Annotated in this window: 22 protein-coding genes and 2 pseudogenes; 11 read left to right on the forward strand and 13 right to left on the reverse strand. The window is 71.3% G+C overall.

Annotated elements, in window-relative coordinates; translation table 11 throughout:
• Positions 1-43: 43 nt before the first annotated feature.
• The 3 genes and pseudogenes from BUE44_RS38140 to BUE44_RS38150 form a co-directional block, all read right to left on the reverse strand.
• Positions 44-478, reverse strand: a pseudogene (locus tag BUE44_RS38140) (ISAs1 family transposase); the annotation flags it as partial.
• A 39-nt stretch (positions 479-517) separates the two neighbouring features.
• On the reverse strand, positions 518-655 hold the full coding sequence (locus BUE44_RS38145; protein ID WP_200804607.1) for a hypothetical protein: 138 nt from the start codon (positions 653-655) through the stop codon (positions 518-520).
• Positions 618-1,277, reverse strand: a complete 660-nt coding sequence (locus BUE44_RS38150; RefSeq protein ID WP_200804608.1) for a transposase family protein — start codon at positions 1,275-1,277, stop codon at positions 618-620. The genes BUE44_RS38145 and BUE44_RS38150 overlap by 38 nt, the downstream gene beginning before the upstream one ends.
• Positions 1,278-1,332: 55 nt before the next feature.
• On the opposite strand from BUE44_RS38150, the gene BUE44_RS33740 reads away from it, so the two are divergent.
• Positions 1,333-2,724 (forward strand): tyrosine-type recombinase/integrase, encoded by a 1,392-nt coding sequence (locus BUE44_RS33740; protein ID WP_235002733.1) that lies wholly within the window; start codon positions 1,333-1,335, stop codon positions 2,722-2,724.
• 171 nt (positions 2,725-2,895) lie between these two features.
• On the opposite strand, the gene BUE44_RS33745 is transcribed toward BUE44_RS33740, so the two are convergent.
• Positions 2,896-3,087 (reverse strand): CsbD family protein, encoded by a 192-nt coding sequence (locus BUE44_RS33745; RefSeq protein ID WP_073502845.1) that lies wholly within the window; start codon positions 3,085-3,087, stop codon positions 2,896-2,898.
• A 275-nt stretch (positions 3,088-3,362) separates the two neighbouring features.
• Entirely contained in the window at positions 3,363-3,533 is a 171-nt protein-coding gene (locus BUE44_RS33750; RefSeq protein ID WP_073502846.1) for a DUF5670 family protein, read from the reverse strand.
• A 607-nt stretch (positions 3,534-4,140) separates the two neighbouring features.
• On the opposite strand from BUE44_RS33750, the gene BUE44_RS33755 reads away from it, so the two are divergent.
• The 5 genes from BUE44_RS33755 (at position 4,141) to BUE44_RS33775 (ending at position 8,362) form a co-directional block, all read left to right on the forward strand.
• Positions 4,141-5,034: an isocitrate lyase/PEP mutase family protein gene (locus BUE44_RS33755; protein ID WP_073502847.1), complete on the forward strand. Its 894-nt coding sequence runs from the start codon at positions 4,141-4,143 to the stop codon at positions 5,032-5,034.
• Positions 5,035-5,116: 82 nt separating this feature from the next.
• Positions 5,117-5,443, forward strand: coding sequence for a hypothetical protein (locus tag BUE44_RS33760; RefSeq protein ID WP_143172649.1), 327 nt, complete (start codon positions 5,117-5,119; stop codon positions 5,441-5,443).
• Between the two features lie 115 nt (positions 5,444-5,558).
• On the forward strand, positions 5,559-6,557 hold the full coding sequence (locus tag BUE44_RS33765; protein WP_073502865.1) for a bile acid:sodium symporter family protein: 999 nt from the start codon (positions 5,559-5,561) through the stop codon (positions 6,555-6,557).
• 189 nt (positions 6,558-6,746) lie between these two features.
• Positions 6,747-7,535 carry a ferritin-like domain-containing protein gene (locus BUE44_RS33770; protein ID WP_073502849.1) on the forward strand — a complete coding sequence of 263 codons (789 nt, stop codon included), beginning with the start codon at positions 6,747-6,749 and terminating at the stop codon, positions 7,533-7,535.
• Positions 7,532-8,362: a ferritin-like domain-containing protein gene (locus tag BUE44_RS33775; RefSeq protein ID WP_235002735.1), complete on the forward strand. Its 831-nt coding sequence runs from the start codon at positions 7,532-7,534 to the stop codon at positions 8,360-8,362. Before BUE44_RS33770 ends, BUE44_RS33775 begins: the two co-directional genes overlap by 4 nt.
• 144 nt (positions 8,363-8,506) lie before the next feature.
• On the opposite strand, the gene BUE44_RS33780 is transcribed toward BUE44_RS33775, so the two are convergent.
• Positions 8,507-8,686 carry a DUF6191 domain-containing protein gene (locus tag BUE44_RS33780; RefSeq protein WP_073502850.1) on the reverse strand — a complete coding sequence of 60 codons (180 nt, stop codon included), beginning with the start codon at positions 8,684-8,686 and terminating at the stop codon, positions 8,507-8,509.
• A gap of 744 nt (positions 8,687-9,430) precedes the next feature.
• Positions 9,431-10,501, reverse strand: a pseudogene (locus tag BUE44_RS38155) (hypothetical protein); the annotation flags it as partial.
• A 514-nt stretch (positions 10,502-11,015) separates the two neighbouring features.
• On the opposite strand from BUE44_RS38155, the gene BUE44_RS33790 reads away from it, so the two are divergent.
• Positions 11,016-13,313 carry a glycoside hydrolase family 3 N-terminal domain-containing protein gene (locus BUE44_RS33790; RefSeq protein ID WP_235002737.1) on the forward strand — a complete coding sequence of 766 codons (2,298 nt, stop codon included), beginning with the start codon at positions 11,016-11,018 and terminating at the stop codon, positions 13,311-13,313.
• Between the two features lie 262 nt (positions 13,314-13,575).
• On the opposite strand, the gene BUE44_RS33795 is transcribed toward BUE44_RS33790, so the two are convergent.
• Positions 13,576-15,000 carry a DHA2 family efflux MFS transporter permease subunit gene (locus BUE44_RS33795; protein WP_073502852.1) on the reverse strand — a complete coding sequence of 475 codons (1,425 nt, stop codon included), beginning with the start codon at positions 14,998-15,000 and terminating at the stop codon, positions 13,576-13,578.
• A 149-nt stretch (positions 15,001-15,149) separates the two neighbouring features.
• Here BUE44_RS33795 and BUE44_RS33800 point away from each other — a divergent pair, with 149 nt between their 5' ends.
• Positions 15,150-15,806, forward strand: coding sequence for a TetR/AcrR family transcriptional regulator (locus BUE44_RS33800; protein ID WP_200804610.1), 657 nt, complete (start codon positions 15,150-15,152; stop codon positions 15,804-15,806).
• A gap of 318 nt (positions 15,807-16,124) precedes the next feature.
• Positions 16,125-18,557 carry an endonuclease/exonuclease/phosphatase family protein gene (locus BUE44_RS33805; protein WP_107415936.1) on the forward strand — a complete coding sequence of 811 codons (2,433 nt, stop codon included), beginning with the start codon at positions 16,125-16,127 and terminating at the stop codon, positions 18,555-18,557.
• 58 nt (positions 18,558-18,615) lie between these two features.
• Here the strand turns inward: BUE44_RS33805 and BUE44_RS33810 are convergent, their stop codons facing one another.
• From BUE44_RS33810 to BUE44_RS39050, 3 genes are all read right to left on the reverse strand, one after another.
• Positions 18,616-19,467, reverse strand: coding sequence for an ABC transporter permease (locus BUE44_RS33810; protein ID WP_235002738.1), 852 nt, complete (start codon positions 19,465-19,467; stop codon positions 18,616-18,618).
• Positions 19,464-20,450: an ATP-binding cassette domain-containing protein gene (locus tag BUE44_RS33815; protein WP_073502854.1), complete on the reverse strand. Its 987-nt coding sequence runs from the start codon at positions 20,448-20,450 to the stop codon at positions 19,464-19,466. Before BUE44_RS33815 ends, BUE44_RS33810 begins: the two co-directional genes overlap by 4 nt.
• 234 nt (positions 20,451-20,684) lie before the next feature.
• Positions 20,685-21,710, reverse strand: coding sequence for a helix-turn-helix domain-containing protein (locus tag BUE44_RS39050; protein ID WP_073502855.1), 1,026 nt, complete (start codon positions 21,708-21,710; stop codon positions 20,685-20,687).
• A 161-nt stretch (positions 21,711-21,871) separates the two neighbouring features.
• Here BUE44_RS39050 and BUE44_RS33825 point away from each other — a divergent pair, with 161 nt between their 5' ends.
• Both BUE44_RS33825 and BUE44_RS33830 read left to right on the forward strand, forming a co-directional pair.
• Positions 21,872-22,633, forward strand: coding sequence for a helix-turn-helix domain-containing protein (locus BUE44_RS33825; protein WP_073502856.1), 762 nt, complete (start codon positions 21,872-21,874; stop codon positions 22,631-22,633).
• A 419-nt stretch (positions 22,634-23,052) separates the two neighbouring features.
• Positions 23,053-24,486, forward strand: a complete 1,434-nt coding sequence (locus BUE44_RS33830; protein ID WP_073502857.1) for a discoidin domain-containing protein — start codon at positions 23,053-23,055, stop codon at positions 24,484-24,486.
• Between the two features lie 69 nt (positions 24,487-24,555).
• Here the strand turns inward: BUE44_RS33830 and BUE44_RS33835 are convergent, their stop codons facing one another.
• On the reverse strand, positions 24,556-25,491 hold the full coding sequence (locus BUE44_RS33835; protein WP_073502858.1) for an NADP-dependent oxidoreductase: 936 nt from the start codon (positions 25,489-25,491) through the stop codon (positions 24,556-24,558).
• Between the two features lie 5 nt (positions 25,492-25,496).
• A complete protein-coding gene (locus tag BUE44_RS33840; RefSeq protein WP_073502859.1) occupies positions 25,497-26,015 on the reverse strand; it encodes a GtrA domain-containing protein in 519 nt (172 codons plus the stop codon).
• Positions 26,016-26,343: the final 328 nt, after the last annotated feature.

Below are 26,343 nucleotides of genomic sequence, written 5' to 3' on the forward strand. Positions count from 1 at the left end.
CCCAGGGCGATTGCAAAGTCTGATGATCTTGGATTGGTGCTGGTCAGTTGAGTCCGAGGAGGGTCAGTGGCCGCTCGAAGGGGCGGAGGGACATCTCGCGGAGTCCGGCGGCGATGTTGGTGTGGCCGGCGGCACGGAGCTGGTTGATGGCGAAGCTGCGGAGGGTGGCCATGTTCTCCGGTCCGTGTCCGGTGCGGACCTTGGAGGCGTCCTCGTGGAAGGCGGTGTCCCGCACAAAGTGCAGTCGGTTTTCGATCACCCACTGTGACCTCACGACCTTCGCGATGCGCTCGGGAGTGGCCTGGCGGCTGGTCAGGTCGGTGATGACGTAGACGGTCTCGCGAGTGCGTTTGCCGGTCCGGGCCGAGGTGCGGTGGCGCACGATCTTCGCGACCTGGGCGGCGTGCGGGAAGTTGATGCCGAGGTCGGTGACGGTCAGTGCCTGTACGACGCGGGTTTCCAGGCGTCCGTGGCCGGTGGAGCGGTCGCGGTCGTAGAACTTCGCTGTCGCTTCGCCTCAGGGCAGAATCCGAAGCTGCTCGTGCAGGCCCTTCTGGTTCTTCTTGACGGTGAACGCGTAGTGCGCTTTCTTGGTCTCCACCAGGTAGCGGGCGTGGTCACGGTGGGTGTGCAGGGCGTCGGCGGTGACCGTCACCCCCGGTCAGGTTGTAGGGCTCCAGCAGCGCGGCGAAGCAGGTGATCTCATTCGTCTTGTCCGGCACTCGCAGTTGGGTGACTGTCATGCCCGTGCCGGTCATCGCCGCGAGCAGGTGCGCGGCCGGGGTGTCCGCATGGCGCGAGCCGCGTGCGCTCTTGCCGTCCACGGCCAGGGTGTTCGTGCCAGCAGGGTCGTATCCCAGCAGGTCGGCCAGTCCGCCGGGGCAGGCGCGGTTGATCAGGCGGCGGATGGTGGCCGGGCTTGGTGCCAGGCGGACACCGAGCGCCGTCACGGTGCGGGCGCCGAGCCGGGCGGGGGTGTCCTGTGGGGCGTTGCGCGCCCACTGGCCGATCGCGGCGAAGGAGCGGGCCCCGGCCACCACGGCCGAGCAGGCCACCAGCATTACGCTCACGAACGGGTGACGCTTCCCGCGCCGGTGCCGTGGATCGGCCAGCGTCCGCAGCCGTGTCGCCAGCGGCCCGGTCACACGATGCTGACGCTTGGGCGACTTGATCAGGCAGACGGTGGCAGACTGACGGCACATCGAAGCTCCGGTTGGCGCAGGCGACTTGGCAAGGTCACCCGCATCAACGGGAGCTTCGTTGCGTTGGTAGCGCACCCACGGGACATCGTCACACCGCCGTGACCAGCACACCTACAAGATCAACCCGACTTTGAAATCGCCCTGGCGCGAGCGCACCTCTTTGTGGGGGAAGGGAAATCGCTACCGGGTCAAAGGCATACCCGGGGTCCAGGACCGGTCCTTCGACTCCAGCGAGGACGCGAAGAAGTGGCTCGCCGTGGCCCAGGCGGACAGTTCGCGGCAGGAGTTCGTCGACCCAAGGAACGGCGACATCCTCCTCGCCGACTACATCGAGGACTGCTGGTGGCCCAGCCGGACCGATGAACCCTCGACCGCGGCGCCCATGCGCAGCCGTATCCGGAACCACATCATTCCGCTCCTCGGCTCGTACCCCCTGCGTGAGATCGATGCTTCAGCTCTCCGCAAGTTCAAGGCGGGTCTACTCTCCCGTGTGGAGGAGTCGACCGCCGAGGTCATCTGGATCCACCTGACCACCGTTCTCAACGCAGCGGTCGACGACAAGTGCCTGGCCAAGAGCCCGGTAGCCGCCAACCGCAGCGTGAAACGGCCCAAGCCCGTCAAGAGGAAGGCGCAGGCGTGGCCTCGGGCAACCGCCGATGCCGTGCGGGCCAGTCTGCAGGAGCGTTACCAGCTCGCCGTGGACCTCGGACTCGGCCTCGGACTTCGTCAAGGCGAGGCGTTCGGCCTCGATGAAGAGGACTTCGACTTCAACGCCATGGTCGTACGCGTGCGGCGCCAGCTCCGTTGGGACGCGAAGGGCCGACCGTACTTCTGCCTACCCAAGGGCCGTAAGACCCGAGAGGTGCCCCTCTCCCCCAATCTCGCACGAAGGGCACGCCTCCACTTCCGGCGCTTCCCTCCAGTCGCGTGCACCCTGCCGTGGCGGAACCCGGAGGAGCCGACGACCGACCTCGAAGAGCGCCAGCGCAAGCCGATCACGGTGCGGCTCGCCCTCAGCTCCTCGCACGGCCTGCGGATCAACTACAAGACCTGGAACGAGCGCAGCTGGAAGCCGGCGCTCGCAAGCGCCGGCGTGCTCCACGAGGTCGGCCGGAAGGTGGAGCAGCACGGCGCGCGCACCCGCAGTCTTCCCGTCTTCGAACGCTCACGGCGCGACATGTTCCACGTCCTGCGGCACACCTACGCCAGCGTGCAGCTGGAGGCGGGCGAGTCCATCGTCAGCGTGTCGGCCTGGCTGGGGCACTCCTCGCCGAACATCACGCTCGCCCACTACGCCCACTTCATGCCCGGCGCGGGCCAGCGGGGTCTGGCCGTCATGGACGCCTGGCTGGCGAGCGACCGGCAGCGGAAAGTCCCTGAGAAGTCCCTGGCGCCGTCGTGGCTCACCCCGGAGTCGCTGAAACCGCAGGTCACCGCCATCGCAGGCGGTGCCGCGGACATGAAGGTCAAATACAAGGAGACGGCCCGCGGCGGGCTCGCGGTCAACGTCATCGAGTGCTGATCCCGCGCCGGGGGTCTTCCGGGCACCTGAGCCACCCGCCCGCACGTCCCGTTCCGTCCGCGCACCCGTCCCAGGAGGGCCCGCGGCTCATCGCCGGTCGGAGCACAGCTCGCAGCCGGGGCCGGCTACTTTCCCTGTAGTCGGCCCCGGCTGCGAGGTGGCACGAGCGGGTCAGTCCTTGTGCTTGAAGACGTTCTTGGCGGCGTCCTGGAGCTTCTGGCCCGCCTCGCGCACGTCGCCCTTGGCCTGGTCGCCGCGCCCCTCGGCTTCGAGGCTCTCGTTGCCGACCGCGTGGCCGACCGTCTCCTTGGCCTTGCCCTTCGCCTGCTCGGCCTTGGCTTCGACCTTGTCACTGTCACTCATGGGAAACTCCTCATTCTTCGGCCTCTTCGGTCGCCGTCTCGACCGCGAAGGAAAGCGGGAGGAACGACGGCGACGAATCGGCTCTGACGACAGGCGCCGGAAGGTTTCCGGCGGAGGTTGAGACGCTGCAGATTTTCCGGAAACCTCCCGGCAGGAGGCTCCTGTCCACAATTCGCCAAGGCATTCCTGACCGCCGGGTAATATTCGGCACAGCAGTGCGGGCGGTGGCCCACCCGCTCCGGGTGGGCCACCGCCCGCATGACGTGCCAGCCTGTCTACCAGCGGTACCAGCGGTTCCTGCCGCCACTGGAATGGGTGCCCCGCATGACGAAGCCGAGCGCCCACACGACGAGGACGATCACAGCGATCCACCACAGAAGGTGGAGAGCAAAACCCCCGCCGAACAAGAGCAGCGCGAGCAGAAGAACAACGAGCAACGGTCCCATGATTATCTACCTCCAAGAGGCCGCGTTCCCCGTCCTGAACCTGTCATGCACTACAGAAATACGACGTGCCTTGTCGCCCGGTGACGAAGGCGGGGCCTGCCCTGTCGCCGGCGTGCACAGCTGAAGCCCCGGCCGGAGCCGGTCCGCTCACTCCTCGGCCGCCAACCGGAGCACCGCGGCGGGCCAGGGCGCGTCGTACACACCGTCCTCGATGGGCGAGAGCAGGCCGAGGGTTCACATCCTGCAGAGCGGCGCGGGACGTCCGACGGGGCTGGACGCGGGGCGACGACTCGGGACTCGGCCCAGGTGCCGGCGTCGAGCCACTGGTGGATCCGGAAGACCGTCCCCTGTGGTGACCAGGACCACGCGGCGATGACCTCCTCGTAGCGGTGAACGGCCTCCTGACGCCCGATCATCGCAATGGTGGTGACCGGAAATAGGCCCGCCCCCAGCGTCGCGGAATAGTCCGAACGGGCCGATTAGGCCATGTGAAGTTGTGGCCGCCGCCAAATTTCGGCAAAGCTGGGCAAAGCGTCGGAATATACCGTACGCCCTTGCCTTGCCCTTTCATGCCCTGCCATTCCTTGCCTTCACCAGGGGAGCACGAGTGCAGTACGGAACCGCCCTGCGCAACGAGATCGCCGCCACCGGGACCACCCCGCTCATCGGGATCTACGACATGTATTCGGCCTCGATCGCCGCCCAGCACTACGACGGCTTCTTCGTCTCGGGATTCGGCTTCGCCGCGTCCCACTACGGACTTCCCGACATCGGCTTCATCGCCTGGCCCGACATGGTCGCCTTCGCCGAGCGGCTGCGGCTGGCATTCCCCGCGCACCACATGCTGGTCGACATCGACGACGGTTACGTGGACCCGGAGGTCGCCTGCCACGTCGTGCAGCGGCTGGAGCGGGCCGGCGCCTCGGGCGTGATCCTGGAGGACCAGAAGCGGCCGCGGCGCTGCGGGCACGCCGACGGCAAGCTCACACTGCCGTTGGAGGAGTACCTGGAGAAGCTGGAGCTGGTGCTCGCCAGCCGCACGGACCTGGTCGTGGTGGCGCGTACCGACGCCACCGAGGACGAGGACATCCTGCGCAGGGCCGCCGCGCTGGCCGAGACGGACGCGGACGTCGTGCTGGTCGACGGGGTGCGCAGCGTGGAGTGGGTGCACCGGATCCGCGAGGTCATCGGCGACAAGCCGCTGCTGTTCAACCAGATCGCCGGCGGCAAGTCGCCGCGGCTGTCGCTGTCCGAGCTGACCGAGCTGGGTGTGGACGTCGCCATCTACAGCACGCCGTGCCTGTTCGCGGCGCACACCGCGATCGACAACGCGCTGACCGAACTCAAGGAAGCCGACGGGCGGCTGCCCGAGGTGCGCGGCGCCGGCGCGGTCGGGGTGGCAGGCTCCACGCAGCTGCTGGAGCGCAACCTCAGCCGGCACCACCGCGTTTCCGTACCGCACACCTCACCGGCGCCCGACCGCCGGCCCGTCGCCGTCTGAGCCGGTGTCCAGCACCATGGGCAGGCATGTCCGGCGACCGGGAGCGTACGGGAGGCCCTTCGGGCTCACGGTGGTCCGCCGGGTGGGCGTCGCGGCGCTGCTGGCCGCGGGCGTCCTGGCCGGCTGCGGCAGCGCGCAGTCCGCGGTCGCGGCGCCGGCCGGCTGCGGCTGCGCCGACCGGGAGGAGCCGGAGCCGGCGGCACCGTCGCGAGGCTCGAACAACGGCCTGGTGATCATCGACAACTCCGGCGCCGACTCGTGGCTCGAGGTGGACCGCACGCTCAACACCCTGCTGCAGAGCCAGGGAACGGCAGGCAGCGACCACGACGGCGACGGCGGCGACGTCCGCACCGACCGCGAACCCGCCGGGCACGCGGCCCAGCAGACCGCATCGGGAGGAGACGGCTGACGTGTCCGCAACGCCTCGGTCGCCGTACGGGCGGCCCCGGCCGCGCCCGGCCGCCCCGCGGGGACCGGGGCCGGGCGCGGCAACGCCCGGCCCGGGCGGCGTCCTTCGGCGCGGGCTGCGGGGGGTCGGGCGGGTCGTCGACCCGTACGTCGCCGCGCTCGCCGCGACGGTCGGGCTCGCCGCGCTGCTGCCCGCCGAGGGCGGCGCGGCCGTCGCGGCGGGCGACACCGCCGACGTCGCCATCGGCCTGCTCTTCTTCCTCTACGGCAGCCGGCTGTCGGCCCGCGAGGCGCTGGACGGGCTGCGCGGGTGGCGGCTGCACCTGGTGGTCGTCGCCGCGACCTTCGTCCTCTTCCCGCTGCTCGGCCTGGCGGCCGGGGCGGCCATGCCCGGCCTGCTCACCCCCCAACTCTCCACCGGACTGCTGTTCCTGTGCGTGGTGCCCTCGACCGTCCAGTCGTCGATCGCGTTCACGTCCACCGCCCGCGGCAACGTCGCCGCGGCCATCTGCGCGGGCACGTACTCCAGCCTGCTGGGCATGGTGCTCACCCCGCTGCTGGCGGCGTGGCTGATCGGGTCCGCCGTGCGCTTCTCCGCGGACGGGCCGGCGGCGCTGGGCATCCAGCTGGTCGCGCCCTTCCTCGCCGGGCAGTTGCTGCGCCGCCGGACCGTCGGCTTCATCAGCCGGCACCGGAAGGTCCTGGGCCGGCTCGACCGGCTGTCGATCCTGCTGGTGGTCTACGCGGCCTTCAGCAAGGGCATGGCCGCGGGCATCTGGCACCAGGTCACCGTGCCGCGGCTCGCCGCCCTGCTGCTCGTGGAGGCCGCCATGCTGGCGGTCGCGCTCGCCGCCACCTCCGCCGCCGCCCGGCGGCTCCGCTTCGCCGACGAGGACCGCATCGCGATCGTCTTCTGCGGCTCGAAAAAGAGCCTGGCGACCGGACTGCCCATGGCCGCCGCCCTCTTCGGCCCGCGTGCCGGCCTGGCGATCCTGCCGCTGATGCTCTTCCACCAGATGCAGCTCGCGGTGTGCGCGGTCATCGCGACCCGCTGGTCGCGCCGGCCCGCACCCGCGCCGCCCGCGCCCGTACCGGCCGGGGCGGGCGCCGCGTGAGCGCCGCCGCGGGAGGGTGCCCGGAAGTGCGGCTGTTCCGGGCCGGGTGCGGGCAGGTCATCGAACGGGTCACCCCGGAGGGTGACTTCGCGGGATCGCCGGCGGGAGGACCAATCCGCGCGGCCGGCCGTCACGAAGGGGAGGTGACCCGCCCGCTGACCGAGCGGGCGCCCGAAGAGATGGGGCGTGATGGCCGGAGAGCACATCGACACCCGGCTGCTCGAAGAACTGACCGAGCAGTCACAGGACCTGAACAGCGACGCCGTACGCATCACCCAGGACGCGCTGGACGACTTCACGGAGGCCACCGGGCCTCAGCCGCGCCGCTGGTGGCAGCGCGGGAGCACGGTCGCCGGAGCGGCGGGCGCCGCGGCCCTGCTGGCTTCGGTGCGCGCCGCCGCCACCACGTCGAGCGACGACATCATGGCGCTGCAGACCGCGGCGTCGATCGAGAACCTGGCGATCAGCGTCTACCGGGCCGCCGCCGGCCTGCCGTTCATCAAGGACGGCAACAAGACGATCGCGGCCTTCATCGCGAAGACCACCACGCAGCACCAGGCACACGCGCAGGCCTTCAACGCCGCCGTCACCCAGGCCGGCGGCACCGCGCAGAACGCCCCGGACCCGAAGTACGCGGCCGTGGTGCGGAAGACGCTGCCGACCATCAAGACCTCGGCCGACGTGGTGAAGCTCGCCATCACGCTGGAGGACGTGGCCGCGCAGACGTACACCAAGAACGTCAGCCAGGTCAGCAGCGCCCAACTGCGCAAGCTCTTCGCTTCGGTGGCGCCCGTGGAGGCCCAGCACCGTGCGACGCTGCTGGCCGTGCAGGCCCTGCTCGCCGGGAATCTCGACGACCTGATCGCCATCCCGACCGACGTCGCGAAGCTGCCCGCGGCCGCCGGCAGCGTCGGGATCCCGAACGCCTTCTACCCGACCGTGAACGCCTCGCCGATCTCTGAGGGGGCCGTGAAGTGACCACCGCACGCGACGGCTGGGACATGCCGATCAGCGAGGACCAGCTCGCCCGTCTCACCCGCGACATGGAAACCGCCCACCGCGACACTCTGCCGGCCATGCGCGCCGGCGCGGTGGATCTCGCCGCGGACATCCGCGACACCCGCGGCGGGCCCCAGGGCGCCCCGCGGGACCCGGGCCGCCGCCGCTTCCTGACCGGCACCGGCGGCCTCGCGGCCGCCATGGCGCTGGCCGCGTGCTCCAGCAGCGACAAGCAGGGCTCGGGCTCGCCGTCGAAGGGCGCCGGGGCCGCGCCGTCCCCCTCCGGGTCCGCCAAGAGCCGCTACACCGGCGACCTGAAGGTCGTCGCGCTCGCGGTGGCGCTGGAGAACCAGGCCGTCGGCGCCTACCAGGCCGCCCTCGCCGCGGCCAAGGCGGGCAAGCTCGGTACGGTGCCGCCGGCCGTCGCCACCTTCGTGACCACGGCGATGGCGCAGCACTCCGACCACGCCAAGGCGTGGAACTCGGTGCTCACCGGCGCCGGCGTGCCCGCGATCCACGACGTGCCGCTGAGCAACCAGCCCGCGACCCTGGCGGCGCTCGGCAAGGCCACGACGGTGACCGACGTGGCGAAGCTGGCGCTCCAGCTGGAGGACCAGGCCGCGCAGACGTACCTGTTCGCCACCTACAACGTGAGCGCGGCGGCCGGTGTCGCGACCGCGGCGAGCATCGCCCCGGTGGAGGCGATGCACGCGGCGATCCTGCACTTCGTCCTCGGCCAGTACCCGGTACCGGACGACTTCCTGCCGGTCGACAAGGCGGCCGACCCCGCGCTCCTGACCGTCTGACCCCGCGGGGCCGCCGGACGTGCGGGGCGGGCGAGCAGAAGAGGTGCCCGGCGGCCACGTGGCCGCCGGGCACCCTTGGGCAGGGCTACCGCTTCCGCTTCACCGCGAGTGGGCCGTCTTCTGGGCCACGACCGCCACGACCGGCTAGACCTGCTCAGGGGATGTGCGGGGCGGGCGGACCACGACCTTGCCGGAGGCGAGGTCTATCGGGCCTCGGCCCGGGTCGCCGCTGCTCTCGTCCTCGCGGAACAGCTCCAGCCGGTTGCGCTCGTCGTCGGTGTGCTTGCGCGAAGGCGCGAACAAATCTTCCAGGATGTTGAACACCAAGACCTCCCCGGCAACCGGCGCTGTCCTGACCAGGCTACGCCCACGGCGCGTCGGGCGGCCCGGTCGCCGAAGCCGGCCGGACCGCCCGCTGCTCACCGAACGCTACGAGGTGGTCACCACGACGTTGTCGAAGTCGGCCGTGGCGTCCAGGGTGCCGACGCCGATCCTTCCGGTGCCGAAGGTGGTGTCGGTGGCGCTGACCACGGACTTCCCGTTGACGTAGCCGGTCAGGGTGCCGCCCTGCGCGGACAGCCGCAGGGTGTAGGGGACGCCGGTGCCGACGGTGAGGGAGACGCTGCCGAGCACCTTGCTCGAACCGCCCGAGACCCGTCGGATCTCCGCCTTGTTCGCGTCACGAAGGGTGAGCGCGTAGTAGTTGGAGGCGTCCTGGACGCGGGCGAGGACGGCGACGTATTCGCCGGAGCCCTGGAAGAGCGTGGGGGTCACCGAGACCTGGACGCTCTGCGCCGACCAGGACGAGCCGGCCAGGGCGACCGCGCCGGTGGCCACGGTCGACTGGGTCAGCACGTGCGAGCCGCTGGAGCGCACCGCCCAGGAGCCGTCGGTGGTGGTCCAGCCGTTCGCGTTGCCGTCCTCGAAGTCGTCGGTGAACAGCTGACCGCCGGTGGGCGGGGTCGTCGGCGGCGTGGTGGGGGGCGTGGTCGGCGGCGTGGTGGGGGGCGTCGTCGGCGGGGTGGTGGGGGGCGTGGTCCCGCCGGTGGTGCCGCCCGTGGAGCCGCCGGTCACGTGGGTGCCGCCGAAGGTGACGTCGAGAGTGCCGTCGGCGGCGAAGGACCAGCCCAGCGCGCCGCTGTAGGACGAGCAACGGGACCCGTTCGTACCGGCCCAGAACTGGTTCGAGCTGTCGGCGTCGCCGACGGTCTTGTCGTTCGACCCGCCGGCGCTGCGGCACGAGGTGTTGCCGCGGAAGACCGACGTGCCCGCGTCGAAGGAGAAGTTGCGCTCGGTGTTGTCGATGCCGACATTGCTGGTGATCGTCATGTGGCCGGGGTTGCTGTTGTAGGTGAAGCCGTGCTTGCCGTTGTCGTAGGCGATGTTGCGCAGCACCACGTGGTTGACCTGGATGTCCTCGCCGCCGAGCTTGAAGCCGTTGCGGTCGCCGCTGGCGGCCTGGGTGCCGTCGGAGAGGGTGCCGTTGTCGTAGGAGAGCGAGTCCTCGATGGTCACCGGGCCGATCGGGCCGGTGTCGGTCTTGGTGTAGAGGTCCCAGCCGTCGTCGATGTTGTTGTGCGAGACGTCGTAGCGGAAGACGTTGCCGGTGCCGACGGTGAGCTTGGCGGCGAAGCCGTCGGCGTTCTCGCCCCCGCTGTCGACGTTGTCGTGCGACTCGGCGCTGATGACCAGGTTGTTCGACGGCCACTGGGCGTTCGGCGTGGTGGACGCGATTCGGCCGAGCTGGAGGCCGGTGTCGCGGTTGAAGGCGGTCACCGTGCGCTCGACGACGTTGTTGCTGCCGCCGACGTAGATGCCGTTGTCGCCGGCGCGCTGAACGGTGATGCCGTACAGGTGCCAGTACGAGCCCATGAGCGCGAGCCCGCGGTTGGCCGGGTCCTCGGCCTGCGCGGAGAAGTCCAGGACCGGCTTCTCGCCCGGGTAGGCGGACAGCTCCTTGAGGGCGCCGGAGGAGCCGTTGTTGCCCGCCGCGATGGTGACCGTCTGCGCATAGCCGTACGTACCGCCGCGCAGGTAGATCGTGCCGCCCGCGGTGATCCGGGTGATCGCCGAGGCGAGCGTCGTCGGCGCGGACTGCGTACCCGCGGCGCTGTCGGTGCCGCTCGGCGACACGAACAGCGCGTTGCTGTTGAGCTGCGGCTGCGCGGCGGCCGAGGTGGCGGCGTGGAGCGCGAGCAGCCCGGTGGACGCGAGAACGGCCGCGCCGACGGCGGCGGCGGCTTTCTGCCGGCGGGCAGGGGACTTGCGAAGGTGTTTCACGATGCTGAGACCTCTCGTCCGGAGGTGCGGTGTGGGGGGGCCGCCGTGGGGGCGGCGGATCAGCGTGCATGAAGCGATTCGCGAAAGCGGTTACTAGCCTGCCTCGGCCCCCAGAAGGGCACGGCAGACCACCAGATGTCACGGGTGGGCCGTGACGCGGACCACAAATTAGCAAGCGCTTGCTGTCGCGTCAACGCCCGCGCCGCCACCCGGCTGCACCGGTTAAGCCCGCGGCAGGCCACCGACCTGCGGGCGGGGCGGCACGGCGCGACAGCGGTACCACCCTTGACAGGGCCCGCACTCGCTGGCCTTATCTATGGGAGCGCTCCCATACTCCATGGCCCCCCACGGCCTCCCCCCACACGGAGTCCCCATGCCCAGACCGACCCTCCGCAGAGCGGGCGTCGCCGTCGGCGCCGTCCTCGCGATGCTCTCCCTCACGAACGCGGCGGTGAACGCCACCGCCGCCACCACGAACGCCCGCACGGACACGCAGACGAACGCCGCCGCGAGCGCGTCCGGACTGCCCTATCAGGACCCCTCGCTGCCGGTGGCGCAGCGGGTGAACGACCTGCTGGCGCGGATGTCGCTCGACGAGAAGGTCGGGCAGATGACGCAGGTCGACAGGACCGCGCTGGCCGGCGCGCCCAACGACCTGGCGGCGTACCGGATCGGCTCGGTGCTCTCGGGCGGCGGGTCGGCGCCGAGCAGCAACAACGCCGCGGGCTGGGCCGACATGTACGACGGCTTCCAGCGGACCGCGCTGGGGACGCCGCTGGGCATCCCGATGATCTACGGGATCGACGCGGTGCACGGCGACAACAACGTCTACGGGGCCACGATCTTCCCGCACGACATCGGGCTCGGCGCGACGCGCGACCCGGCGCTGGTGCAGCAGGTCGGGCGGGTCACCGCGGAGGAGGTGTCGGGGACCGGCATCGACTGGGACTTCGCACCCTGCCTGTGCGTGGCGCGCAACGACCGGTGGGGGCGGACGTACGAGTCGTTCGGCGAGAAGCCCGACCTGCCGTCGCAGATGACCACCGAGATCACCGGGCTGCAGGGCGAGACGCTGGGCGGCCCGGCCTCGGTACTGGCCACCGCCAAGCACTACATCGGTGACGGCGGCACGGACGGCGGGGTCAACGAGGGCAACACGACCCTCTCGGAGGCGGACCTGCGGGCGATCCACCTGCCGCCGTTCAAGGCCGCCGTCGACCGCGGGGTCGGTGCGGTCATGGTCTCGTACAGCAGCTGGAACGGGGTCAAGGACCACGCCAACCAGTACCTGATCAGCACCCTGCTCAAGGGCGAACTCGGCTTCTCCGGCTTCGTCGTGTCGGACTGGGCCGGGATCGACCAGATCGACGGGCGGGCCGGCTTCACGGCCGCCGAGGTGGCCACCGCCGTCAACGCCGGCATCGACATGGTGATGGTGCCGACCGACTACAAGTCGTTCGTCGCGGACCTGAAGAGCGATGTCAGCAGCGGCGCGGTGACGACGGCGCGGATCGATGACGCCAACCGGCGCATCCTCACCAAGAAATTCCAACTCGGGCTTTTCGAGCACCCGTTGACCGACCGGTCGTACACCTCCACGGTCGGCTCGGCCGCGCACCGGGCGGTCGCGCGGCAGGCGGTGCGCGAGTCGCAGGTGCTGCTGAAGAACGACGGCGGCGTGCTGCCGCTGGCCAAGTCGGCGAAGGTCTTCGTGGCCGGCAAGTCCGCCGACGACATCGGCAACCAGAGCGGCGGCTGGACGATCAGCTGGCAGGGTTCCAGCGGCGCGATCACCCCGGGGACGACGATCCTGCAGGGCATCAGGTCCGCGGTGAACAACGCCTCGCAGGTGACGTACAGCAAGACCGGTGACGGCATCGACGGGTCGTACGCCGCCGCGGTCGCGGTCATCGGCGAGACCCCGTACGCCGAGGGCAGCGGCGACCGCACCGGTTCGATGGGCCTGGACCAGGCCGACCTGAGCGTGCTGGCCAAGCTGAAGGCCAGCGGTGTACCGGTGGTCACCGTGCTGGTGTCCGGCCGCCCGCTGGACGTCGCGGCCCAACTCCCCGACTGGAAGGCCCTGCTGGCCGCGTGGCTGCCCGGCACCGAGGGCAACGGCGTCTCCGACGTGCTCTTCGGCGACTACGCGCCCACCGGCAAGCTGCCGATGTCGTGGATGCAGAGCGCGTCGCAGGAGCCGATCAACGACGGCGACGGCAAGACGCCGCTCTTCCCGTACGGCTTCGGGCTGACGTACGCCGGCACGCCGCCGACAACCCCGCCGCCGACGACCCCGCCGCCCACCACTCCCCCGCCGACGACCCCGCCGCCCACGACGCCTCCCCCGACCACCCCGCCGCCCACCGGGTCCGGCTGCACCGCCCAGTTCACGGTCACCAACGCCTGGTCCGGCGGCTTCCAGGCGAACGTGACCGTCGCCGACGCGGGGACGTCCGCGCTCGCCGGCTGGCGGGTCGCCTGGTCATCGCCGAGCGCGACGATCACCAGCCTGTGGAACGGCACCCTCACCCAGAGCGGCGCGAGCGTGACGGTGGCCAACGCCCCCTACAACGGCGCCGTCTCCCCCGGCGCCTCGGTCTCCTTCGGCTTCACCGCGAACGGCACCCCCGGCTCCCCGCTGCCGACGCCGGTCTGCACGGCGAGCTAGGGCCTGTCGTGTGGATCTCCGTGGAGGAAGGAGCGGTGCTCGGTGCGTGCAGCTGCAAGGCGGAGGAAGGAGGCGACGCGGAGCCGTCGTCGACTGACGACAACGCGGCAGATGTGCGTGCCGGGCGCCGCGACGCCGCGGAGATCCACACGACAGGCCCCAGGGCCCGTCCGGCACGATCCGCCGGACAGGCACCAGCCGGGCCGCTCAGCCGCGGTCCCCGTGGCGCCGGGTCTCTTGCCCGGCGCCGCGGGGAGGGCGGTCAGGCCGCTGCCGCCGCCCCGGCGATCTGTTCCGCGCTGGGGGCCAGGCGGGGCGAGAACAGGGTGACCACCAGGGTGCCGACGGTGAAGGCCGCCGCCACCAGCAGGCCGCGGTGGAAGCCGTCGACCAGGGCGTCGGACTGCGAGACGCCGCCGGCCAGCGCGTGGGTGGTGCGGGAGGTGGACAGCGTGGTGACCACGGCGAGCCCGACCGCGCCGCCGACCTGCTGGAAGGCGGTGAAGACGCCGGAGGCGGCGCCCGCGTCGGCGTGGGTGACGTCGACGACCGCGGCGATCTGCGCGGGCACCGAGACGGCGATGATGCCGAGGCCGAAGAGGATCAGGCCCGGCATGATCTGGCTCGCGTAGGAGCCGGTGGCGTCGGCTCGGGAGAGCAGCACCAGGCCCGCCACGCTCAGCACGGTGCCCGCGAGCTGCACGGGCCGGGTGCCGAAGCGGGTGATCAGCGGGGTGGCGAGCACCGCGGCGCCGATGGCGGCGCCGCCCATCGGCAGGAATTCCACCCCGGCCCGCAACGCGCTGTCGCCGCGCACCTGCTGGAGGAAGATCGCGGTCAGGAAGAACATCGACAGGAAGGCCGCGCCGGTCAGCGCGATGGCGGCGCCCGCGCTGCTCAGGGCGCGGGACCTGAGCAGCCGCATCGGCACCAGCGGGGTGTCGACGCGGGCCTCGACCACCAGGAAGGCGGCCAGCAGCAGCACTCCGCCGGCCAGGCAGCCGAGGACCTCGGCCGAGGTCCAACCGAGCGGTTCCGCGCGCACGACGGCGTAGACCACGCCGAGCAGCCCGCCGGTGGCCAGGAGCGCGCCGAGCGCGTCGAAGCCGCGGCGGCCGGCGTGCGGCCTGACGTGCGGGACGATCAGCGGGGTGGCGACGACCAGGGCGACCACGATCGGCACGTTGACGATGAAGACCCAGCGCCAGCTGAGCGCGTCGACCAGGAAGCCGCCCGCGACCACGCCGAGGGTGCCGCCGAGACCGGCCAGGCCGCCCCAGACGCCCATGGCGATGTTGCGCTCCCTGCCGTGCGGGAAGGTCACGGTGAGGATGCCGAGCGCGGCGGGCGAGAGCATCGCGCCGCCGAGGCCCTGGAGGGTGCGGGCCGCGATGAGCAGGCCGGGCGAGCCGGCGAGGCCGCCGGCCAGCGAGGTCACGCCGAAGAGGATCAGGCCGGTGACGAACACCCGGCGGGACCCGAGCAGGTCGGCGGCCCGGCCGCCGAGCAGCAGGAAGCCGCCGAAGACCAGGGTGTAGGCGCTGATCACCCATTGCAGGCCGTCGGCGGTGAAGCCCAGGTCGGACTGGATGTGCGGCAGAGCGACGTTCACGATCGTCACGTCGAGCACCACGATGAATTGGGCGAGGGCCAGCACGGTCAGAGTGGCCCAGGGACTGCGTCGCATAGCAACCTCGGAGGAATGTTTACAGCGTATGCTTACGGCGCCACCATACAGCCATTGTTTACTTTGTAAACAGGGACCGGATGTGTACGCTGTAGACCGCAGGGGGGCTGTCGGGTGAAAGGTGAGCGGACATGGCGGCTCATAAGCGTTTGAACCGTGATGAACTGGTCACCACCGCACTGGCCGTCGCCGACGCCGAGGGCCTCCCCGCGGTGACCATCCGCCGGGTCGCCCAGCTGCACGGCGTCACCCCGATGGCCCTCTACCGGCACTTTCCCGACAAGGAGGGCCTGCTGGTCGCCCTCGCCGAACGGCTGCTGTCCGGCGCGGTGGTGCCCGAGCCCGACGAGCGGCCCTGGCACGAGCAGTTGCGCGACGTGCTCGGGAACTTCCTCGACGCCCTGCGCCCGCACCCCAACGCGGCGATGCTGGTCTTCAACGGCATGGTGACCACCGAGCCCGGACTGGCCGTCACCGAGCGCGCGCTGGCCCTGATGGCCCAGGGCGGCATGTCGGTGGAGCGCAGCGCGGACGCCGCGAGCCAGATCCTCGGCTCACTGGTCGCGCTGGCCATCGCCGAACCGGGGCGCGACCTCGGCCCCGACCCGGAGGCCAACGAGGACGCGGTCCGCGCCAAGCGCGCCGCCCTGCTCGCCCTGTCCCCGCGCCGCTACCCGCACATCGTCGCCGCCGCCGACGCGATGGCGGCCTGCGCCGACCAGCAACTGTACTTCGACCGGGGCGTCGACCTGATCGTCACCGGCGTACGGGACGCCGCCCGCGCCGAGACGGCCGACGCGCGCTGAGCGGCCGTACCGCCGCAGCCTCGCCGGGGCGCCCGGGGCGTACGTGACAGGCGGTCATCCGCGACCAGTCGGACGTATCGCCCCGTAGGGCACAGGCACGCCGCACAACACCCAGATTTAACCTCAACACCCCTTCTGCGTCCGGATCTACGCGCGTATCTTGAGGCCGATCGCGCATACCCCGGGCCCGGGGTGACGCGCCGTCACCACCCGTCGCCCCCCCGAAGGAGAACCCCTCCGGTGTCGCACCCCTCTGAGGCCGCCGAGGCATCGCCCCGCCCCACCAGACCGCTCCCCGCCGGGCTCCGCAAGCGGTTCCTGCCCATCGGCATAGCCGGTGCCGTGGTGCTCGCCGGGGTCGGCGTGCACGCCGCCTTCGCCACGCCCTCCGCCGACGCGCTGATCGCCGAGGTCTACGGGGGCGGCGGCAACTCCGGCGCCACCTACACCAACGACTTCGTGGAGCTGGCCAACGCCGGTGCCGCCGCGGTGGACCTGAGCACCTACAGCGTGCAGTACCTGCCCGGCGCGCCGACCGCCACGTCCAAGTGGCAGGCCACACCGCTCACCGGTTCGCTGGCCGGCGGCGGCCGCTTCCTGGTCCAGGAGGGCGCGGGCGCGGGCGGCACCACCGCGCTGCCGACGCCGGACGCCAGCGGCGCCGTCAACATGTCGGGCACCACCGGCACCGTCGCGCTGGTCACCGGCGCCGACCCGCTGACCTGCCTGACCGCGGCCGACTGCGCCGCCGACCCGCGGGTCAAGGACCTGGTCGGCTACGGCACCGCGCTGGTGCGCGAGGGCAGCGGCCCGGCGGCCGGCGCGGGCAACAGCGCCTCCGTGGCCCGGGGCGCCACGCTCGCCGACACCGACGACAACGCGGCGGACTTCACCGCGGGACCGCCCACCCCGCAGAATTCCGGCGACGGCGGCCCGACCCAGCCGCCCACCACCCCGCCGACCACGCCCGCGACGACGCCTCCGACCACCCCGCCCACGACGCCGCCGCCGACCGGCACCGAGGCGAAGATCCACGACATCCAGGGCGACACCCGCAACTCGCCCTTCGCGGGCAAGGCGATCACCGGCGCGACGGGCATCGTCACCGGCGTACGCAACTACGGCTCGTCCAAGGGTTTCTGGATGCAGGACCCGAACCCGGACGCCAACCCCCGTACCAGCGAGGGCATCTTCGTCTACACCGGCTCCAGCCCGACCGTCGCGGCCGGTGACAGCGTGTCGGTCGCCGGCACCGTCTCGCAGTTCTACCCGGGCGGCGCCGCGGGCGGTGCGCAGCCGATCACCGAGATCACCAAGCCCACGGTGACCACGGTGTCCGCGGGCAACCCGCTGCCCGCACCCGTCGTGCTGAACGACAAGACGGTCCCCGACGCCTTCGTGCCCAGCGCGGGCGGCGGCAGCATCGAGGACCTGCCGCTGCGGCCCACCGACTACGCGCTCGACCTGTACGCGTCGCTCGAAGGCATGAACGTGCAGATCAGCGACACCCGGGTGGTCGGCGCCACCGACCCGTACTCGGAGCTGTGGGTCACGGTCAAGCCCAAGCAGAACCCGACCAAGCGCGGCGGCACCCTCTACACCGGTTACGACCAGCCCAACTCGGGCCGCCTGATGGTGCAGTCGCTGCTGCCGAGCGCCACCTCGCCCTTCCCGACCGCGAACGTCGGCGACACCCTGGCAGGGACGACCGAGGGCCCGCTGGACTACAACCAGTTCGCCGGTACGTACGCGCTCCAGGCCCGCACCCTGGGCACCGTCACCAGCGGCGGCCTGCAGCCCGAGGTCACCGCGAAGGCGTCCGCGGACCAGGCCACCGTGGGCACCTACAACGTGCAGAACCTGGCGCCCGACAATCCGCAGTCGAAGTTCGACGCGCTCGCCCAGGGCCTGGTGCACAACCTGCGCTCGCCCGACATCGTGGCCCTGGAGGAGATCCAGGACAACACCGGCGCCACCGACGACGGCACGGTCGTCGCCGACCAGACGCTGACCAAGCTCACCGACGCGATCGTGGCGGCCGGCGGCCCGCGCTACCAGTGGCGGGAGATCGACCCGGTCAACGACAAGGACGGCGGTCAGCCGGGCGGCAACATCCGGTCGGTCTTCCTGTTCAACCCGCTGCGGGTCGGCTTCACCGACATCCCCGGCGGCGACTCGACCACCCCGGTCGGCATCACCGGCACCGGCGACAGCACCTCGCTGACCGCCTCCCCCGGCCGCATCCTGCCCGCCGACCAGGCGTGGAACACCAGCCGCAAGCCGCTGGTCGGCCAGTTCACCTTCCGCGGCAAGAAGCTGTTCGTGATCGCGAACCACTTCGACAGCAAGGGCGGCGACCAGGGCATCGACAGCCACCTCCAGCCGCCGGTGCGCAGCTCCGAGGTGCAGCGGGTGCGCCAGGCGATCCTGGAGCACGACTTCGTGCAGCAGCTGGAGACCGCGGACAAGAAGGCGGACGTGGTCGTCCTCGGCGACCTGAACGACTACCAGTTCTCGCCCGCCGTGCAGAGCCTGACCGGCGACGGCTCGGTGCTGACCGACCTGGTCAACACGCTGCCGGTCAAGGAGCGCTACTCGTACGTCTACGAGGGCAACTCCCAGGTCCTCGACCACATCCTGGTCAGCCCGAACCTGGACGACCGCGTCGACTACGACGTGGTGCACATCAACTCCGAGTTCGCGAACCAGACCAGCGACCACGACCCGCAGGTCATCCGCCTGCGCCCGTAGTACCCGCGTCGGCGGTGGGGCGGGCGGCTGCCCGCCCCACCGCCGTCCCGCGCGGGTGTCACACCGCCCTGCGGTAGAGCCGGACGCCGAGCGGCGCGAAGACCGCGACGATGCCCGCGTCCCAGGCCAGCGCCTGCCAGACGTCGGAGACCACCGGGCCGCCGAGCACCAGGACACGGACGGCGTCCGCGGTCCTGGACACCGGCTGGTGTTCGGCGAAGGCCTGCAGCCAGCCCGGCATGGTGTTGACCGGGACGAAGGCCGCGGAGGCGAAGACCAGCGGGGCCAGCACGGGGAAGGCCGCCGCCTGAGCGGTCTCCGGGTCGCCCACGGCCATGCCGACCACCGCGAAGATCCACGACATCGCGAAGCCGAAGGCCACGACCAGCAGCACCCCGCCGAGGAAGGACAGGATCCCGGCGTGGATGCGGAAGCCGATGGCGAACCCGACCCCCGTCATCAGCGCGACGACGAAGACGTTGCGTACGAGGTCCGCCGTGGTGCGTCCCACCAGCACCGCCGATCTGGCCATCGGCAGCGAGCGGAACCTCTCCATCAGCCCCGTCTGCATGTCCGTGGCCAGGCCGATCGCGGTGTTCATGGCCCCGAAGACGGCCGTCTGCACGAAGATGCCGGGGATGAGGAAGTCGACATAGCTGACCCCGTGCAGGGCCGGGGAGACGACACCGCCGAAGACGTAGCGGAACATCAGCACGAAGACCAGCGGCTGGATGGTGGAGAAGACCAGCAGCCGGGGTACGCGGCGCAGCCCGATCAGATTCCGCCAGGCGACGGCGAGGCCGTCCTGCGCGGTACGCACCAGGCGCGGGGCGCTGCCGGTGAGCGGCTCGCGGGGGTCGGCGGAGCCGGTGGGGCCGCCGTCCCGGTGCAGGCGGGCGGTCTCCGTCACGGCGTGCTCCCAGGAGGGTCGCCGCCCGGGAGCCCGGTCAGCTGGAGGAAGACGTCATCGAGGCTGGGCTCCCTGACCGCGACGGTGCCCGGCGCCAGGTCGTGCGACTCCAGCACCCGCAACACCTCCAGGAGCGGCCGGGAGCCCTCCCGCGAGGCCAGGCCGAGCCGGGAGCCGTCGACGCGGGGCGGCTCGCTGAAGCCGCCGTGCAGCAGGCCGGCAGCGCGCGCAGCCCGGTCCGCGCTGACCATGTCGAGCTCGATGACCGTACTGCCCATGCGCGACTTCAGCAGCGCGGGCGTGTCGTCGGCGATGACCTGGCCGTGGTCGATGACCACGACCCGCGAGGCCAGCTGATCGGCCTCCTCCAGATACTGCGTAGTGAGCAGCACGGTCGTCCCGTCCGCCACCAGCTCCCTGATCAGGTGCCACAGCGCGTTGCGGCTCTGCGGGTCCAGGCCCGTCGTCGGCTCGTCGAGGAAGAGCACCGGCGGGTCGGGGACCAGCGCGGCCGCCACGTCCAGCCGCCGGCGCATACCCCCCGAGTACGTACGCGCCGGGCGGTCGGCCGCGCCGGTCAGCTCGAAGCGCTCCAGCAGGTCGGCTGCGCGCCGGCGAACCCGGGAGCGCCGCACATGGGTGAGCCGCCCGATCAGCCGCAGATTCTCCCGGCCGGTGAGGTTCTTGTCGACCGCCGCGTATTGCCCGGCCAGGCCGATCAGGCCGCGCACGGTGGCCGGCTTCTGCACCACGTCGTGCCCCAGCACCTCGGCGCGGCCGCCGCTCGGCGGCAGGATCGTGGTCAGGATACGGATGGCGGTGCTCTTGCCCGCGCCATTGGGACCCAGCAGGCCGAAGACCGTCCCCGGCTGGACCTCGAAATCCACGGATTCCAGCGCGGTGACCGAGCCGAACCGCTTGCTCAGGCCGTGCACGGTGATTGCTGGTGCCTGTGGCTGCGCCTGCGCCTGTGCCTGGGTCACGGACCCACCTCACTCCTCCGGGTGCGCCCCCTCCCCCGATTGTCACCCTCCATGGCCCCTCCCGCAGGCGGCCCCTGACCTGCTCCTGTCCCGACGACCCGCGCGCGGGCGGTGGGCCTGCGGCAGGCGGCGACTTTCCGCCTGCGCGGCACCCGGGCGATGGACCTGCGGCGGGGGCGACTTTCCGCCGACCACGGAAGACATGATCGCCACGGGGTACGACGGGGCGGGCGGTCAGGTCGTCGTCTCGCCGTGGGCACGCGTGGCGCCAGGGCTCTTGCGTTCCAGGACGACGATCGGGCAGTTCAACGCCTGGGCGATCTTCGCCAGATTCGCCGGGGTGGCGCTGCGCCAGCCGGACTCGACCTCTCCCATCAACTGCTCCGAGATGCCCACCAACTCGGCGAGCCGCCGCTTCGTCAGTCCGCTCTTCTCACGCGCCCAGGTCACGGCTTCCGGCTCCTGGTGCAACCTGCGCGGACGTTCCCGCCTACGCCCGCCCCGCGCCTCACCCACCATCTCCCCGCTGCCGTCGTCGGCCGCGCATTCGGCCCAGAGGCGCTTCCCGACTCCTTCGCGGTCGCTCACCCCCCAGCGCCCGCCGGTGAGCGCGTCCACCAGCGCCAGGCCACGCCCCGACTCGGCGTCCGCCGACAGCCGCCGCAGTTCCGGCTTGTCCTCGTTCGCGTCGTGTACCTCAATGCGCAGGGCGCCACTCGGCAGTCGTTCGAACCGCGTCTCGACCAGGGAGTCCTCCGGGCCGTGCGCGTGTGTCACGGCGTTGGTGACCAGCTCCGAGACCACCAGTTCGGCTACGTCGGCCAGCCCCTTCATGTCCCAGGCATCCAGATGCCAGAGCAATAACCGCCGCACCATGACCACGATGCGCGGGTCACGACGCCACCGATACACCAGAGTTGGTGGCAAGCCCCCTTGATCGGCTTGAGCACTCGGTTTTGCGGCGTCCATCTCCTCAGCGCGCCTGTCCTCCTCCACTCTCGTCCCGGCGTGGTCCGAAGGGCCCTCAACCGTGCCCAGGTGAGCGGATCCGAGGTCGTCGGCCAGGCTCGACATGAAGGAGTCCCCGCCGTCGGTGCTCAGATAGCACGGCTTGCCACCCTCCCCCGTCCACGGCAGCAACCGCAGCGAGGGCACCGCCCCGGTCCCGGAGGCGGCGGCCGAGACATACTTCCCGGCCTCTGTCTTGTCCCGGTCGGGGGCGCTGTCCGGCGACCCGTCCCGTTTCTGGCTACTGCTCATTTACGCGGCTCCCGAGAGATTCCCCAGTGCAGTGCATCGCTCACAGCCATAGGATGACGTCGGAATGTCGCCTCACGTAACGTCACTATTGGTGTCAGAGCGAGGACATCAAGGGCGTCATTCCGGTGCCATTGCCGCCGTCAGAGAGCTAGCGTGAACCCATGGCCACACCCAACAGCGCCCTCCGGGCCACCCGCATGGGCCTGCTGATGTCCCAAGACGACTTCGCCCGCGCCTTACGGGAGGCCGGCCAGCGAGCCGGGGAGCCCAACGATGCTTCCAAACGGCTCGTGCAGCGCTGGGAGGCGGGCGTCTCCACCTCGCCCCGACCGGCCTACGCCCGCGCCCTCGAATCCGTCACCGGCCTGCCCATAGAAGTCCTCGGCTTCACACCCGCCGTTCCCCAAGTCCGGGTCTGCGACGACGGCAAAGGCGGCTACGACCTGGACAACTCAGCTTCGGGGATAGCAGCAGCCCGTGCCATGCCGACCGCCCAACCAGCCCTCCGGGGCAACTACTCCGGGGTATGGCTCTCACGCTACGAGTACGTCTCGTCCAGCAGGGACAACCAGGTCTTCACCGGCCTGCATCACGTGGTGATCCTCCAGCACGCCAATCGCCTGACCGTACGCAGCCTGCCCGGCTCCTCGGACTCGCCGCTCACGATGGATCTCACCGTGGACGGCAACGTCATCACGGGAACGTGGGTCGAACAGACGGCGGAGGAAGGCCACTACCGTGGCGCCCGCTACCACGGCGCCATCCAGCTTCTCAGCGAACCGACCGGCCGCCGCCTGACAGGAAAATGGGTCGGCTTCGGCACGGAGATGGACGTCAACACCGGCCCCTGGGAACTGATCTTCCAGGACGCCTCCACCAACAAGGCCGCCATGGACGCCTACAACCGCCCCCCAATCCCCTGAGCCCGTCACCCGAGCCGACCTCCCCTTTGAATATAGCGGGGGTCACACCGCCGGCACGGCTACCGGGGCGCGGCGGAAAGCCAGTCTTACCAAGCGGCAGCCGGCCTCCCGCCCGGAAACGGCCCGTCGCCCCCCACGGCCAGTGGTACACCGCCCCACCCGCGGGCCGGTGGTGGTCGCCGCCACCCCACGACGGCCGGTGATGGGGCGCCGCGCCGTGGAGGTAAGGGCTTTCGGAGGCGAGGTGACCCCCGTCACCTGCGCCTCTTGTGCAACTCCTTGACGCCGGATCGGCGGCGTACTAGAAAACTCCTGCTCGCAGAGAGCGCTCTCACCCCAAAAGAGAGCGCTCTCACGCAAGTCCCAGGCTGATTGCCTCGCACCCCCCACATCGGGCATATCGGGACAGGAGATCACGCATGTCCATCGGACACGCACCAATACCCCCCACACCCCCGGGCGGCCACCGCCGGCTGCGTACGAAAGCGCGGCTGAGCCTGGCCGCGTTCACCGTCGGTGCGCTGAGCCTGGCCGGGCTCGCGGTCGCCGCGGCGCCCGGCGGCGCCGCCACGCCGGCGAACCGGGCAGCCGCGGCCGCGGCGCCCGCCGCCGCCCCCGCGGCGATCCCGGCGCCGCCGTCCGGCTTCACCACCACCTGGAGCGACGACTTCAGCGGCGCCGCCAACACCGGTGTGAACACCGGGAACTGGAAGTACGACACCGGCCCCGGCAGCAGCTTCGGCACCGGTGAGATCGAGACGATGACCAACAGCACGTCCAACGTCTACCAGGACGGCAACGGCCACCTCGTCCTCAAGGCCCTGCACAGCGGCAGTGACGCGCGCTCGGGCTGGACGTCGGGGCGGATCGAGACGCAGGCGGCGACCTTCGGGGCGCCCGCCGGCGGCGTGGTGATGATGCAGTCCTCGATCCAGCAGCCGAACCTGACGACCGCGAACGGCGCCGGCTACTGGCCGGCCTTCTGGATGCTGGGCTCGACGCTGCGCAGCGGCGTGGGCTGGCCGACCTCCGGTGAGGTCGACATCCTGGAGGACATCAACTCCCGCAGCTCCGTCTTCGGCACCCTGCACTGCGGCACCGGCTCCGGCGGCCCCTGCCACGAGACGACCGGCATCGGCAGCGGCGAGCGGGCCTGCTCCGGCTGCCAGACCGGTTACCACACCTACGCCGTGCAGATCGACCGCTCGGTCTCGCCCGAGCAGATCCGCTGGTACCTCGACGGGAACAACTACTTCACCGTCAACGCCACCCAGGTGGACGCCACGACCTGGGCCAACGCGGTCGACCACCCGTTCTTCATCATCTACGACCTGGCGATGGGCGGCGGCTTCCCCGACGCCTTCGGCGGCGGCCCCAACGCCGCCACCGTCTCGGGCGGCCAGATGAACATCGACTACGTGGCGGTCTACAACAAGGGCCCGGGCAGCACCACCCCGCCGCCCTCCGGCGGCAACCTCTCGCAGGGCAAGCCGGCCACCGCGTCCTCGACGGAGAACGGCTCCTTCCCGGCCGCCAACGCGGTGGACGGCAACACCGGCACCCGCTGGTCCAGCGCGTTCAGCGACCCGCAGTGGATCCAGGTCGACCTGGGCGCCAGCCACACCATCAGCCAGGTGCAGCTCAACTGGGAGGCGGCGTACGGCAAGGCCTTCCAGATCCAGACCTCGGCCGACGGCACCAACTGGACGACCGTCTACAGCACGACCACCGGCACCGGAGGAAACCAGACGCTCAACGTCTCGGGCACCGGCAGATACGTCCGGGTCTACGGCACCCAACGGGCCACGCAGTACGGCTACTCGCTCTTCGAGTTCCAGGTGTTCGGCAGCTGACCCGCTGACACCGAAGGGGGCGGGCCGGACCTTCACGGTCCGGCCCGCCCCCCGTTCCGTCCGGGCGGGTCAGGGCAGCAGCACGATCTTGCCGCGCAGGTGCCCGGCCTCGCTGGCGCGCTGGGCGTCGGCGGCCTCGGCGAGCGGGTAGGCCTGGTGGACGGCCACCTCCAGGACGCCCTCGGCCTGCAGGGCCAGCGCCTCGGCGAAGGCCGGCTCGCCGCGGTAGCCGTCCTTGCCGCCGCCGGAGCTGAAGGCGACACCGTACTCGCCGGCGGTGACCGGGTCGGCGATGGTCAGAACCCGGTCCTTGCCGCCGGTCAGCTCGACCGAGGCGGCCAGCGACTCGGACAACCCGGTGGTGTCGAGAGCCGCGTCGACGCCCTCGGGGGCGGCTTCCCGCACCCGGTCGACGAGCCCGGCGCCGTAGCTGACCGGGATCGCGCCCAGCGCGCGCAGGTGCTCGTGGTTGGCCTCGCTCGCGGTGCCGACGACCCGCAGGCCGCGGGTGACGGCGAACTGCACGGCCATGCTGCCGACTCCGCCGGCGGCCCCGTGCACGATCAGCGTCTGGCCGGGCTGGACGCCGAGTGCCTCAAGGGCGCGGTAGGCGGTCTCGGTGGCGATCGGCAGGGCCGCTGCCTCGGGGAAACCGAGGGAGCCGGGCTTGACCGCCAGCTTCGCGGCCTCGGCGAGGGCGAGCGGGGCGTAGGCACCCGATACGGTCGGCCCGAAGACCTCGTCGCCGACCGCCAGGCCGGTCACGCCCTCACCGACGGACTCCACCACGCCCGAGGCCTCGACGCCGGGGACGTGCGGCAGCTGCACCGGGAAGACCGCGTTCATGGACCCGGCCCTGATCTTGTGGTCGAGCGGGTTGACGCCCGCCGCGCGCACCTCGATACGCACCTGGCCCGGCCCGGGTTCCGGTACGTCGATGTCCGTCGGGTGCAGCACGTCGGCGGAGCCGAACTCGGTGAAGGCGATGCCCTGGACCTTGGTCATTGAGTTCACGATCCTTGCAGCAGTCGGGGAGCCGAGGTGTAGGGAACGGCGGTGTGCCGTCCGGCACTCCCCATCGTCGCCGCCCGGCGCCGCGGCCGCTCGGGAACCCGGGGAGCGCCCCGGGTGGCGAAGACCACATGCCGCAGCAGCAGGAACCGCGCGATCCCGGCGAGCCCCGAGGCGCCGAGGTAGACGCCCTGCCGCAGCAGCGCACCGCCACCCGGGTGCAGCCCGTCGAAGGCGAGCAGGGCGCCGGTGGTGAAGGCGTAGGACAGGGCGACGGTCAGCCCGCTCGCCGCGTGGTCGCTCCAGCCCGCGCCGCCGCGCCCGAAGGTGAAGCGCCCGTGCAGCTCGGTGGCCAGGACGGTGGAGGCGACGGTGACCACGGCGCTGGCGAGCGCGAAGGGCACCCGGTGGCCGATCAGCAGCAGCACACCGCTCGCCAGCAGGGTGACGCCGCCGCCGCAGAGGACGAAGCGGACGAAGGCGGCGACGGGTCCGCTGCGTGCCGTCGGCGCGGCCATGGTCAACTCCTTTGTCAGGGGCGGCCGCTGGGCGGCGACCGGCTCATGCACGACTGTGTCGCAGCAGGTGGCGGCGGCCCATCCGGCGCATCCCCCATTACGGGTAGGGGTACCCCCACCCTCGCCTCGGGGTCTTACCCGAGTCATATCAGCAGATGAAATATTAGAAGCCCATGAGGAGAATTTCCCGTGATTTACAAGGCGAGTGGCGCACATCACCCGCACATCTCACAGTGAATTGCCCTGCATGTCCCATATAACCCGAATGACCGCTTGCTTCTGTGGCGGTCGGCGTGCCACAGTCGTGACAACGGCCGATCGACCCGAG

The organism is Actinacidiphila paucisporea (assembly GCF_900142575.1).
Lineage (GTDB): Bacteria > Actinomycetota > Actinomycetes > Streptomycetales > Streptomycetaceae > Actinacidiphila > Actinacidiphila paucisporea.